General features: G+C 54.6%; 8 protein-coding genes and 2 pseudogenes. 8 read left to right on the forward strand and 2 right to left on the reverse strand.

Annotated features, from left to right (window positions below; translation table 11 throughout):
* Window positions 1-264 precede the first annotated feature (264 nt).
* On the reverse strand, window positions 265-1,755 hold the full coding sequence (locus C475_RS22040) for an orc1/cdc6 family replication initiation protein (RefSeq protein ID WP_235728497.1): 1,491 nt from the start codon (window positions 1,753-1,755) through the stop codon (window positions 265-267).
* 926 nt (window positions 1,756-2,681) lie between these two features.
* Here C475_RS22040 and C475_RS23645 point away from each other — a divergent pair.
* From C475_RS23645 to C475_RS22060, 7 genes and pseudogenes are all read left to right on the forward strand, one after another.
* Window positions 2,682-3,209: a hypothetical protein gene (locus tag C475_RS23645; RefSeq protein ID WP_152436595.1), complete on the forward strand. Its 528-nt coding sequence runs from the start codon at window positions 2,682-2,684 to the stop codon at window positions 3,207-3,209.
* 89 nt (window positions 3,210-3,298) lie between these two features.
* Window positions 3,299-4,264 carry a transcription initiation factor IIB gene (locus C475_RS25230; RefSeq protein WP_268869926.1) on the forward strand — a complete coding sequence of 322 codons (966 nt, stop codon included), beginning with the start codon at window positions 3,299-3,301 and terminating at the stop codon, window positions 4,262-4,264.
* A 256-nt stretch (window positions 4,265-4,520) separates the two neighbouring features.
* Window positions 4,521-5,531 (forward strand): DNA polymerase sliding clamp, encoded by a 1,011-nt coding sequence (locus C475_RS22740; RefSeq protein WP_082223415.1) that lies wholly within the window; start codon window positions 4,521-4,523, stop codon window positions 5,529-5,531.
* Between the two features lie 50 nt (window positions 5,532-5,581).
* Window positions 5,582-5,836: a DUF6166 domain-containing protein gene (locus C475_RS25065; RefSeq protein WP_235728498.1), complete on the forward strand. Its 255-nt coding sequence runs from the start codon at window positions 5,582-5,584 to the stop codon at window positions 5,834-5,836.
* A pseudogene (locus C475_RS23650) lies at window positions 5,808-6,542 on the forward strand (DUF6166 domain-containing protein); the annotation flags it as partial. The gene C475_RS25065 and the pseudogene C475_RS23650, both read left to right, overlap by 29 nt.
* 288 nt (window positions 6,543-6,830) lie before the next feature.
* Window positions 6,831-8,351: a hypothetical protein gene (locus C475_RS22055; protein ID WP_193366334.1), complete on the forward strand. Its 1,521-nt coding sequence runs from the start codon at window positions 6,831-6,833 to the stop codon at window positions 8,349-8,351.
* Window positions 8,352-8,486: 135 nt separating this feature from the next.
* Complete coding sequence (locus C475_RS22060; RefSeq protein ID WP_204366212.1) at window positions 8,487-10,022, forward strand: AAA family ATPase; 1,536 nt, start codon at window positions 8,487-8,489, stop codon at window positions 10,020-10,022.
* A 113-nt stretch (window positions 10,023-10,135) separates the two neighbouring features.
* Here C475_RS22060 and C475_RS22065 read toward each other — a convergent pair whose 3' ends face one another.
* Window positions 10,136-12,091, reverse strand: coding sequence for a hypothetical protein (locus tag C475_RS22065; RefSeq protein WP_049931232.1), 1,956 nt, complete (start codon window positions 12,089-12,091; stop codon window positions 10,136-10,138).
* A 356-nt stretch (window positions 12,092-12,447) separates the two neighbouring features.
* On the opposite strand from C475_RS22065, the pseudogene C475_RS22070 reads away from it, so the two are divergent.
* Window positions 12,448-13,802 (forward strand): annotated as a pseudogene (locus C475_RS22070) (hypothetical protein); the annotation flags it as partial.

Below are 13,802 nucleotides of genomic sequence, written 5' to 3' on the forward strand. Positions count from 1 at the left end.
ACCTATTACAGATACCCCCCTTTGTCGACTTGTAAATGGCCGACTTCTGGCGTATAGAGAACTACAGAACAGGAATTGGGATCGAGAGGATTCCTGGCAAATCACCAGCGTCTCTCCGGAAGATGAGATGAGACACCCCCCGTTATCGTATTGTAACGACACCCCCTTATCGAGTTGTAAGCCTCGCAACCCCCCGTTGTCGAGTAGTAAGCGTCCCAGAACACCCCTTCGTCGAGTTGTAAGAGGCCCCGGAGAGAGGCTCTTCTAGTCGTAGAAGGCTTGCACCTTGGTTCGAACCACGCTTCTGAGCATCTCGTGATCGGACTCGATGTCACCGATTCGCGAATCGCTCTCGATAGTCTGGATGATGCTGTCGGCGCCCTCTTCGAGCGTGAAGAACATATGGACACCGCGCCCTCGTCCACGACCACGTCGTTCTGAAGAGAGTATTCCGTAGGTCTCCTGCTCAGTAACGTTGTTCACGTATGTTTCCCGGCTGTATTGATCAGCGTCGATCCGGTCGGCTACGAATTTATAGATCTCCCACCCGACGCCAGCGGGAATTCGACTTAGGTCACGCTTAGCGAAGGATTCGACGGCTGCAGTAGCGTAGAGAGCGAGTTTCTTCTGTGTCGCGAGGCCACTGATATGACGAAGAGTCCGATTCTCGTCGTACTTGTCTTGGGCCGAACGGACGTCTTCTTCCTCAACAGATTCGGAGCCACGGCGTTCAGCGAACTCACCGGCCCAACGAAAGAGATCGATCGCCTTGCGAGCGTCTCCGTGAGTTTGTGACCCAAAGGCTGCGACGAGTGGAACGACGTCGTCAGTTAAGGCGCCATCTTTGAAGGCGTCCTTACGATTTCTGAGGATCGCTCGGAGCTGATTTGCGTCGTAATCATCGAAGAAGATATCGTCCGGATTGAACGAGCTCTCGGCGCGGCTGTTCAGATCCTGCATGAAGTTCGTATAGTTCGTGAGCGCGGTGACCGAAACGCTCCCTTCGATGTTCCCGAGGTTCTCAGCTCGAGAGAGTTGATAGAGGAGGGAGGAATATGCCGGATCGTCGTACGGTCCTTTGAGGAGATCGATCTCGTCCAGGATGAAGATAACTGCGTCGTAGTTTTCGTTGATGAGTTCGAAGAGTCGCTCGAATTTTCTGTCGGTGGAAACACCGCTCTCTGGAACCCCAACCTCCGCACCGACGTCGTCGGCGACTTCGCCCACTAATCGATAGACCGCTCTGTCAAGAGATTTGGGCGCTTCGCAATTTAGCGATACGACCCCGAATGTGACGTCCTGTGATTGGCATAGGTCGACGACTTGCTTACAGACGGCGTTGATGATGAGAGACTTCCCCGTCCCAGATGGACCGTTGAGGAGCATGTTAGGAAGCCCGCCTCCTTCCAGAGCTGGTCGGAGATTGTCGATAACTCGCTCGAGTTGCTTGTCGCGGCCGACGATTCTGTCTTCGTCGATTATCGTGGACGGACGGACCAGATCCTTGTCGACGAAGACTGAGGTAGAAGAAGATTCCTGAAACCGCTCCCGAATAGAGATAGAGGTATTCTCCGGGTCGTCAGATTCGGACTCAGCGGAGGTGTGCTGAGCTTCTTGTGATGAGTCCTCGTCATCACCATCCAGATCCTGTGCAGACGACTCCACCCCCTGAAGAGTGTCTTGAGAACTCCCGTCAGTCGCCATCGTTTCAGGCGAGTTCCCTCCAGTCTCGCTTTCTGGGGAGTCTTTTACCATGCTAGTGCCCCAACACCGCCTTGTATAAAAAACCACACCCCTAGTAGAATGTAAGACACCGATATCCCGACTTTCTCGAAGTCTACCGTAGAAATACGATTATGGAGAATTCACCGTTATCGACCTCTAATGAAACGGTATCCTCCAAGATTCGTCAAGTTGAGAGTTGCCTCGAACCCCCCCTTTATCGAGTTGTAAAGCTGAAGCAGACGATCCGGCTGGTTGGTTTGCTCCGCATCCACATGATGGGGAAGTATCCGTCCCACCCCCCTTTGTCGAGTTGTAAGTTGCTACCTGGGTGGAGGCCGAATCAACCGGACAAATACAGTTCACGAACAGCTCGAATAAGAGGAGCGGTGGAACGGCTCGAACCTATAGACGGACATCTGCTTTCCCTCGAGCCAATGAGGTAGATTCTGTGCTTTTCAGAACCAAATGCGATGGGGACGTTCCCACCCCCACCCCCCTTTGTCGAGTTGTAAGTCTACCCGGAGAGGCGTGATCGTGTAAATCCGGCCGTCAGTAGAGGGGCCAATCCAGCGAGAAGAGAGGGTAACGACACGGTATTCTAACTTTGCTGTCCGGAGATCGCGATTTTCGTCCTACTTTCGTCCTACTCTAGAATTCCAACATAACTTATTGAGACTATTTCTAGTGCGGATATGGTTTATTCGTGTTAGTGATAAAGGTTTGCATTGACTAGAATGATCTTCGATTTCTCCGGTATGAGACTCTCTCCCCCTTAAATACGGCATTTCCACCCGTTGAGTTCGTGTACCTCAGATTCACCCCACCCCACCCTTCCCCGTTTACAACTCGACAAAGGGGGGAGGGGGTTGGAGGTAACTCTCCTCGTTTGTCTCCTCCTGGACGCAGGAGAGCTGACGGACTGAAAGCCCATCTCCGTCAGTTCTTATCCACTCATCATGAGCTTCTACGCTACCGTCTCGGGGTATCTCTCGTACAGAACGCACGACCATCTCGCTGCAACTATCCACCGTCTCACTCGAGGCCAATGGCTGAACCACGAGGAACAGTGGATTCTCAATGGAGATCCTGATCGGATTCGCTGCGACGGAACCATCGACCACGACAGGGATCTGTTCGTGATCCCATTCGGGTTGTATCGAAACCTGGCACGGATCACTACCGAACTCTTTACTGGAGCCACAGAAGGGCAGCTCGTCATCTCATCCACAGACGGTTGTTTTGACGCGTGGATTGAGGAGGCCGTTCCGGCAGCTGCTGAAGTTCCTCCTGGACAAGGTGGTGAAGTCTCGAAAATTCAGTGCATCGATCTCATCGAATTTGCAGAGGAAAACGGATTTGGAGTGAAGGCCGTTTCAGATCCTGACTACCAAAGCTGGCAGCACGACGTCCTCACCGCATTCCACAACGAGCACGATCCGGACATCAATGGGATGCTCGATTCATCGAATACTCAGCGGTTCTGAAGAGCGATCTTAGACTCCAGTCCGTTTGTGGCCCTCTCGTCAGTGAAGGCTTCTGGGCCAGGTAATCCATGTCATCCGAAACATCCTCGATGAGCCAGTCTGTAGCGGAATCGATTCCTTCAGCGCGTGGATCGGAGGAGGAAAAGGAACGCCATAATCCGGATTTCTGCTCCGAGTGCAATACTGACGAGTTTCTCGTTACAGAACACAGCGAAACATACTGTAAGGAGTGTGGAGTAGTCACCTCAGGAGAACCACTCGATCGCTCGCGACGGTGGGTTGATTCACGATCTGGCCGGGAGCGGGAACGAGGGGCTCCAACGACGCTCCGTCTTTACGATAAGGGACTCTCGACCGATATCGGATACTATCGCGATGGAAACGGTCATTGGCTCTCGAATAAAACGCGACGGCGCTTCTCCCGCCTGCGGAAATGGGACTCTCGATCAAAGACGCCGTCGAAGCGCCAGCGCTCGCTACGAGAGGGACTCGTGGAAATCGCACGATTGGTTAGCGCTCTCGAACTCGGCGATTCGATCCACGACCGGGCAGTAGCCGTGTACCGAGAAGCATGGTCGAACGATTTCCTTCCCGGCCGGTCTATTGAGGCCATCGCGACTGGTTCCCTCTACGCGGCCTGTCGATTGGAGCGACTTCCACGGCATCTCGAGGAGATCGCAGCGGTTGCACGGGTCGATGAGGACGACGTAAAGGGCGCATACAAGACCCTAAATCGTGATCTCCATTTAGCGACGCCGCCACCCCTCCCACAGGACTTCGTCCCCGGTATCGCGAGCGCCGTTGATGCAAGTGACCGGGTCGAACACCGCACCCACCAACTCGTTAGACAGTCGGAGATCGGGGCACTCGCAAATGGTCGATCACCGTCGAGTATTGCCGCCGCGTGTCTGTACCATTCCTCGCTCCATGGTGACCAAGACACGACACTGACCCAGGAATCGTTGGCTGAGGCGGCCTATACGAGTACGACTACCCTCCGGAATGTATGGTTAGACATTCAGGAACTCGACGACAACGGGGAGCTTCCTGAATAACAGGTCGACCTCCACCATTCCGATAATCAGAACGCCGAAGCCGATGGATCTCCTACGCTACGGTTGAATCAGTTGGCGATACAATCGTAGCGTAGGATTCGTGATGTCTTCGTCGCCGAGCGCAAACTCAAAATTTCTGTTTGTCTCCCCCGAGATGGTGAGGGGGAAGAAAGTGAAGCGACTCGTCGCTATTCGACATCGCTCACTAATCATCACCCTGATCGGCCGCTCTTCCGAGCGATTGACGACCAAATCCATGAGTTCGAATACAGAAGCACCAGCTGACGAAGCACAGCCAGAGATTGCAAACGACGACGTCGACGGGGACAACGTTACAAATTCTGGAGGGCCGACAGTCGGATCCGCCCACTCGAAAGAAACAGGGTCTACCCTCGAAAATGAAGGAGGGGAAGACGAGACTTCTCAGGGGAACAGTCGTGAGCAAGGAGATGCATCTGGCGACGAGAATCGAGAGGAAGTAGAGGATGAGGTAGATGGTAAACCGGTTTCTGGCCCTCCAACCCAGTTCCAGGCAGCGGTCAAGGGCGGTGCGATAAAGGACTTTGTCAGCACTCTTCGGGCGATCGTCGGCGAGGCCAAACTGACAGTCACTTCAGAGGGAATCAGCTCCCGTGCTGTCGATCCCGCGAACGTCGCGATGTACGACGTCCAGTTCCATAGTAGCGCTTTCGAATCGTTCGATGCCAGTGAGGGCCTTCTCGGCGTCAATCTCGAACGATTCGAGGAAGTTCTCAAGCTGGCAAAGAAGGGCGACCTCGTTCAGATGACCTTCGACACGTCGACGTCCAAACTGGTCATCCACATCGATGGAGTGGAGTTCACGATGGCTTGCATTGACCCCGACAGTATCCGCCAGGAGCCGCAGCTTCCCGAAATGGACCTCCCGATCAGTTTCACGATCGACGAGGCTCAAATCTCTCGGGGCGTCAAGGCTGCAGACATGGTGTCCGATCACATTCGATTCAGGTGCGATGAGGCCACCCAAACCGTCTACGTCGAGGCTGAGGGTGATACTGATGATGTGAGTCTCGAACTGACTAGCGACGAAATCGATTCGCTAGTCCCCGCAGAAGGAAACGCTCTCTTTAGCCTCGACTACGTCAAGGACCTCTCTAGGGAGTTTCCGAAGAGCGGCAGCATCGCTCTCACCTTCGGTCAGGATTGGCCGATGATGATGGAATACGAACTGGCTGATGGGGAGTGCGACGTCCTCGCGATGCTGGCTCCACGTATTCAGACCGACTAACCTCGCACTTCGGTTAGGGACCGACATGGCCATGATCAACTCATTCATTTATGACAGCCAAGACCAACTACTCTCGAAAGACGAAGTGGCAGACCGAACCGTATCGGGGTGAACGTGGAGTAGGAGGGAATCTCGTATATTCTGGCGGTAACCTCCTCGATAAACACCTGTTCGTTCATTGCGTTTCACCCGCCGGATTCGATTGGGGGCCTGACGCATCAGACAAGAAGGCTAGCCAGCTTGCGATAGCCCTCCTCGCACCGCACAAGGGGGTGGACNCCCGCCGGATTCGATTGGGGGCCTGACGCATCAGACAAGAAGGCTAGCCAGCTTGCGATAGCCCTCCTCGCACCGCACAAGGGGGTGGACTTCGCTATCGAAAACTACCATCTCTTCGCGGAAAACTACGTTCGTCGCGAACTCACCGCTGACTCGTGGGAAATCAAACGCCGAGACTACCGTTCGAAAGAGTATCTCAGGCCCATCGATGGACGTGACTATCCCGACAATAGTGCTCCTGGACCAGAAGACGTTCCCGATCTAGAGGAGGTCGACCTGGACTCGATTACGTACGCTGAGGAACTCGCACTCGCCGAAAAGTACGACGGGGTCCTCTGGACGAACGGGAATCGACGCGACAATCTTCGCCGCCTCCTCGATATCTGGAACGGGAAAAAGGATCCGAGCACTGATCCCGTCTCTTCAGGAACTCTCTACAGACTGCATGGCCTCGATATCCCGACGAACGCTCGACGGACGCTCGTCAAAGAGTTCGATACGATGGGGGAGTTGGCAGCTTGGGCCGTCTCTGAACGACATCACGCCCGTCTGAGCGGCATCAGTGAAGCAACTGCAGAAAACATCCGTGAGGCCAGCATCGGATTCGTCCAGTACTTCGGGGGAGTAGATTATATTCCCGAATACGATGGGAAGGAAATCAATCTCCCAGATGTGATCTCGAAGGACCGACCTCAGCAGACTCTCAGCGGCATCCACGACGATACCGCTTGAAATCCAGCTATCATTGTTCGTTTGTCTCCCCCTGGGCGGTGAGGGGTATGCTCGGTCAGGACATCTCCAACGATTTCGTCGTCAGTGGCAGGACGGCGTCCATAGTTCTGACCTGGGCCTCTCACCCCTTCTCTTGCGTGTCTGTGTCCCCTTGATTCTCTACTGCAGACTCTCTCGTAGTGTGCTGTGCTCCTGAACTCTCGTTCCCGGTATCCCGTCCCAGGGTAACGCCCGTGTGCCAACACGCGCCTGAGACCCCTCCAGGGATGCCATTTCCGTACAATCACCATGTCCATCGAATCAACCTCGTCAAAAGAGTCCTCGAGCGCCGGGGACGAGACCGAAACCGTTGCACAGAACCAATCGATGAGATCTACCGATTCAGATCACACCGCAGTCCCCATCGCTGATCTCCTTCGGAAAGAAACCGACCTGTGGTTCGCCGGCCTCACCGAAGCAGACGCTCAAGCGTATCCCGCTGATATTTCAGCGGAAACGCGGTGTTGCAGCAGCGATCCGCTGAGTTTCAAAGAGACGATCAAGACTCTCCCGCAGGCAAATACTGGCGAACTCTGGGCCACCAACGATTTCGTCACGACCTCGGGGAAGGTAGATACGGACGCCATTCGGCGGGTTCATGGGCTTGACGTAGACGCGCTCGAGTCGCAAGCAGGAACCAGTATAGAAGCACTCGCTGCGCGAAACGATGCCAATCCCGTCGTTCAGGTCCACGATCACAAGGACATCGTCGACGAGAGGAGAAAAGCGCTAAACGCGCTCGGCTACGATGTGAAGTTCCGCTGGCAGATCGCCAGCGACTCGTATACGATCATCAACCCTCAGGAGGCGTATCTCCCTATCATTAGCGCGCTTCAGCAGCGTGGAGACACCGAGGTCTTCGGCTGGGCCTCCTATCGAGACTGGGGTGGGCTGTTGAAAATGGTCGTCATCTGTCCGAGCCTTCGCCACGTCGTCGAACCACCTGATCAGGACCTCGAGGACATCGACGAAGAGGGGATCACCTCGAATACTCAACGGAGGGAAGACTGCGAGACAGGCGAAATCGAGAGAGAAACCGTCGTCTACGGGGGGTTCCAAACCGGGTACGACTTCCGGGGCACGCAAACCCTCTGGGCGCGGCCGATCTTGTTCTTCCCGGATTCGGGAACTGTCCTACCCGACACTGGCGAACGATACACACGAAGGCACTATGGCAAGGCGACTGACGCAGCACACGAGCGGGCAAATGACCGTGTCCCAATCAACGGGTGGTGGCGGTCGATCTACGACGACATCGATTTGCGGATGACAGACGTTGATGAAGCCCTTTACCGCACTCGTGCGATCACTTACGACTTCGAGGATCTCCCATTTTCGCTGGATGAGTGTTACTCCTACTGGGGAGTGGCCTACAAGTACGCCGAGAGGGCTGCCGAACGGGCGCGAGCCATCGCAAAACCGTCCTCTCGTCCGACCGTGTTCAACATTCAGTTATCCTTGCTCATCGCATTGTTGGAAGAGTACGAGGGGTCGATGGCGTCGAACTCCTATCAAGAATATCTCGAAGTCGCTGGCGAGCTGTTCCGAAAACCGGCGATGATGATACAGCTCGCGATGAACGAACACGACCGTCGAGCGGATGACGATACGCAGCCAGTCCTTCCCGACGAACAGCAGACTCTCACCGATTCACTGGAGGATCTCGTAGCGATCCCCGGCATCGAGGTGGGGACCGAAGTCGACCTCTCGGACCAGCAGGCACAAAGGGTCCAGAATCGGGTCCAGAAGCGGCTCGACGAATCAATCTGACTGGGTTTGTACCCCCTGAGTAGGTGAGGGGCGTGTGAAGCGCCTCGATACAGCACTGCCATGTCTTCCAGATCTTCCACATCGGCGACGAGTAGTGATTCGCCTCCCGAGAGTCAGCTAATTCTCTCTCATCTGGTGAACCGGCTGCTCAAGCGAGAGGGTGGTAGCGTTCCGGTCGAGCGTGTTACCCTCCGGGTGTCGGATTTCACCGACCTAAGCGACCAGGAGGCCGCAGACCTCCTCGAGGATGGCGCCGAAGCTGGAATATACTCTCTTCGGCGCTCGAATAGCGGGAGCTCGGCGATCGTCGGGGTAACTCCGCAGGGCGAAGAGCCGGATGTCATCACTGATGCGTTCGGTGAGCAGCAGCACGAGAATGTGGACTTTCGCGTTCTGAGTGTGGTTACCGACTCGATCAACGACGCGCTCCACGACGCCGGCTACACCGATTTCGCGACGCTAGCGAATGCAGACCTCGACGATATAGCCGGCCTCACTGGGACACTAACTGAAAGTCGTGCTGAGGTCCTTATCGAAGAGGCACAGTCGCACGTCCCCGTCGGATATCGACTCGCTGAGGAAGCCGCGACATATTACACGCATCGAAGCGATCCAGAGACGAACAGTGGCGTCGCACGAGTCCACGATCTCTCGACAGTCACCGATACTGTTGGAGACCCGCTCTATCTTTCAGAAGGGTGGGATCCCGAGGACGAGCGTGGGATGTACGTATCTGATATCGGGCGGAACGCGGAGAATCCTGTGCCCACCGGGCTTCACATCCTCGATGATCCTGACTACCCGAGCGTCCCGAAAGCAGCGGACCACCCCGATGCCGGCTACGATGCACTTCCCGTCGACGAGTACGGAGACGTCGTACCCCCTGCCGTTCCGATCGACCCGCGTCTTCAGCTCCCACTTGACGAACTGATCGCGAAGAAACTCGCCCGGGGGCTGGTCCCCATACGCGTGGTCGGGCCGCGAGGCTCGGGAAAGAACTACCTCATCAAGTACCTGTGCCACAAAACGAACCGGGGCTACCAGTCCCTCGACGTCGACCGAGCGACCGAACCCGAGGACCTCTTTGGCCCGCTGGTTCCGGACGGTGACGTGATCATCCCCCGGAATGGGGCTGTGAAGCAAGGACTCCTGAACGGCGACACCATCGTCATCAACGAATTTCCCGTCATGCAGGCGGGTGCCGCGATCGCGTTACATCGCCTACTCAACGAGGGAACTCTCCTCGTGAAGAGCCACGGCGAGCTCGTCGAACCCCACCCGTCGGCACGGCTGGTGATCACGATGAACCCCCCGACCCGGGAGTATCGGGACTCCGAGCCGATGAACTCGGCAACCAGGGGCCGGTTCCGGTCGTTCGAACAACCCTACATCCAGAGTGTTGAAGAAGAGGTGGAGACGATCGATCGACAGGTGAACCACGACCGGGACGTTGTCGACCGGCCCACGCTCCAGAAGATCGTCCAGTTCGCTCATCAGACGCGTGAGAACGAGTCCTGGCCGACGATCAGCACGCGGAATCTCACAATCCTCTGTGAACACATCGACGACGGGGTGTCTCCCAAGGCTGCAGTGAAGAACGTCCTCTGGGGGGTCGCGGAACCTAATCAGTATCCAGAGGATGCACACGAGACGTTGAATGACTATCTATAGTGGATGGAGGGAGTTATACAACTGTTTCCAATGGGGATTATTTTCGACCAGTGTGGCGTGGATCACCTGCTCACTACACGTGCATGTCGAGGATAGCGCAATTCTTCCCTTGGTTACGAAGGCTCCCCAGACACTGGGAAGATATCAATAATGTGCTGATCGATAGTTCCCCACAACGTTTCCTCGCCGAAACGGATCCTGTGACTAAACTCTGATTCTGCCTTTTCGCTATCTATGTCCGACTCTTGGAGTTCACTGAATGTCGGTCCATAATTCTCCTTTAGATTATCGAGTAACCTCTCAGAAGTGTACTCTGACCCAGCTGGATACGTCTGATACTCTTCCCCAGGATACCGCTCCGACTCTTTTGAACCCTGATCCTCACTTACATTCAATATTCCCGGAAGGACCCCGAGCTCCTCTACATGCGCAGGCTCATCCTCATCGACATCTACGCTGGAAGACTCGTCCTCCCAGACAGCAGCAACGACATATGACCGCATAACCTCCTCACCACACTCTCTCAACTCAGAAAGGATCTCTTCCGCTGTCTCCGAATCCAAGTTGCAATCTGCATATTCCTCGTACACCTCCCAGTGTTTCTCCGAAATATGCTCAGGATAAGGAATACGGGTATCTGTTGCCAACCCGATACGTTTCACAAACTCGAAGAACTCAGGATTTGCCAGTCCCGGAACGTCAATTGCTTTAAAATCATCCCCCACCCGTAGCTGGTGCGTCTCATCACTATCCGAAAATACGAGTTCAACCGTTCGGATATTGTCCCTCCTCTTGATCTCAAGAAGCTCCAAGTACTGTCTTACACTGAGATCGTCAGTACTCACGTTAAAGTTGAATTGGCCCTCCCCGAACTCATGGATATCGTGGTCGGTCTGCTCCCAGACGAGCTCAACATGAATCGGGTATTCTGGTGTAGGGTCCGTCTCATATTGAACCTTGAACTCAAGAGTGTTGCCGGAAAGGGACCAATCACCCGTCCACTCTATCTTCGTCTCATCAGGGATCTTCAGATCCTCAATCACCTTCGGAACAACACTCCTCGGTAAGATAACACGCGAATCAGGATTGGATATCTGGATCAAGTCTTTCTCGCTCTCACCGCTACTTCCCGTCGATTTCCAAAAACTGAGGTTTATTTCATCACCGTCCTCCAGCGTGGCCACGTCGTACGACTGAGTATACAATGTATACACATTCTCCACGACATCTAGTGATTTCTCCTCCAGAATCGAACGAGGAATAGTCAACAGATACGGTTCACCATCACTCTCAGGATCCGAATTTTTGCAGAGAAACTCCACGATCGCTTCATCCAAGACGATCCGATCATCCAGCATCTCATCGTTCTCTAGTTTGAACCGGGTGTTGTCGCCAACTGTAACCCGGTTTCCGTGCTTAACTGCGTTATACGCCTCTCTAAAATTCAGATAAAACAGAGCAATATCTTTGAGCTTGTTATGGACGTTCTCAACCGAATCACTAACCAGTTCCTCCATCTCGACTCCTTCAGGTACAACTCCCTCCTCAGTACTACGAAGAACTACATCCTCCAGATCCACATCCGGCGGCGCATCCGTCAGTTCCTCCTCAGGAAAGCTGATCATCCCCTTCTGAACATCTTCGTAGCCAAAAACCGAACTCAAGACCTTGTCCGGATCATCATCGACATCATGCTTCTGGAGGAACTCGTCGAACTCGTCCTCGATAAATGCCTCAAAGAGAGGTCGAATATCCCCGCTCGAAGTGCGGATGATCTCGTTGATGAAAGAATCCTTGTCCAAGATTCGATACCTCAAATAGGAACCAAACTCTTCGATATACTGCATCATCGCCCGGAAAAGGTCCACAACAGCGTATACCTCCGCAGTATTTCGTTGGTCCTCAGGCACCGCATCAAGTCCTGCGTTAATCGTCCCTGCTATCTTACAAATATGTGCGTATGCTATCTCTGGATCCTGACGTTCTTGAATAACAGTCTCAGGATCCTCTGATTCCGAATCAGAAGCAAACTCGGTATACTCGAAAAAGCTCTTGTCACAATCACTCATATGGTACTGTATATAAGTGAGAGGTAAAAAGGCCTAACCTCTACATATCCTACAGCAATTTATTGACCGGTTTGATATCCTCCGGTTTTCCTGCCGCTACTCATAGACCTGTACACACGAGCCGACATATGTTTAGTTCGTATAGGCCGATTACTCCCGCTAACTGAGGTTGCATCAATGCGAGATACACGCCTTGTACTGAGCAATCCGTGCCGTTTGAATCATGCGCTGAACTGGGGCCGATACACGCTCTATATCGGGGACCCCTTCTGGAATCACACTCCATTAGGCTGTCAAGTGAATTTAGGGCCCGTTTGTCGGCCCCCGTGACGGTGAGGGCGAGACGTTCTCCAATCATGTCGACACTCCATTCGAAGATCGATTACCGCAGTGGCGACGACGGCAGCAACGAATACACTGCCGCCAGGTCACGGATTTCCCCGGATCGGGCAAATCGACTCCGGGAGTTCATCTGTGGACATCTCCCTAGCGACGTTACCGTCGACGTCGTCATCTCTGCTGGAGTCCAGACCGCTGCAGTCCTTCCTGCTGACGTCGAGGCAGTCCTCTCCTCTGACGCGACCGACTTCGAACGGTCCCAGGTCGAACGTCTTCTCTCCGGCGTCGACGCCGACTACCTCGTCCTCGTTACCGGCGCCGAAGCAGATGTTTCTCGCATCCCTCTCAACGACCAGCTCACCGCCGACCACGCGCATCAATTCGGCCTCGCCTTTCACGAACTCCTTCACATCCTCAAGACTGCCATCTCCACCATCGGCGAACTGATCGAGGACGATATAGACGACAAGTATCACGAGAACGTCCACGACCTCATCAACATCATCGAAGACGGGGCAATCGAGTCTGAGGCGATTCACGGCGAGAACTTCAGCGACAACGCCGGCGTTCGGCTAGAACTAACTCGTCGGCTCCATTCTCAGACTCCTGACGATATACCCGATGGCGGATCTGTCGTGTACTCGTTCTGGGACGCCGTCACCGCCTGTCTCTACGAGGAAGCCATCTATCCGACAGAAATCACGGAGGTCATCGTCGACGACTCTGATGACCGGATATCGTTCAAATCAGACTCTGACCGGGATGCGTTCCTATCTATCTACTCCGAGCTGTGTAACCTCAGCCGCGACGCGCTCGCGATTCGCAGCGCCGACCGAGATGACACGACGCATTCACACGATAAGACGGCCTCAGTACGACGAGCGGCTCGAGTGATCGAAACCTGGAACACTCACATCCAACCGGTTCTCGACGCCGGCCAGCGATCAACATCGTCCCAAGATTCGAGAGAGAACGGGCAAGTGAAGGAGACTGAAACCACCCGCTCTTCAGACTCAGGGAACTCAACAGAACCCGCCCAAACGGCCGATGATTCCACGAGAAATAGAGGGGGTGGGAGGAACAGCCAAGATGAGAGTGGCCACGCTGACAGCACGGGAGAAGAGGTGTCTTCCCTTTCCGACCTCCCAGAGGACTTCGACCCGGACAACATCTCTCTCGATCGCGAGTCGACGGCTGACCCGAACCAGAGCATTTTCGATAAACCCCAACTGACGCCAGATCCCGAATCCGGCGATGTGACCGTTGAGGATTTCGGGGACATCCAAGACTCTACGGAAGAAGGCACACCTGCGTCCGATGGAGATCGTGACGGTCGCGAGCTGCGAAAAGACGACGATGCCGTCACTGGGGG

Source organism: Halosimplex carlsbadense 2-9-1 (genome assembly GCF_000337455.1).
GTDB lineage: Archaea > Halobacteriota > Halobacteria > Halobacteriales > Haloarculaceae > Halosimplex > Halosimplex carlsbadense.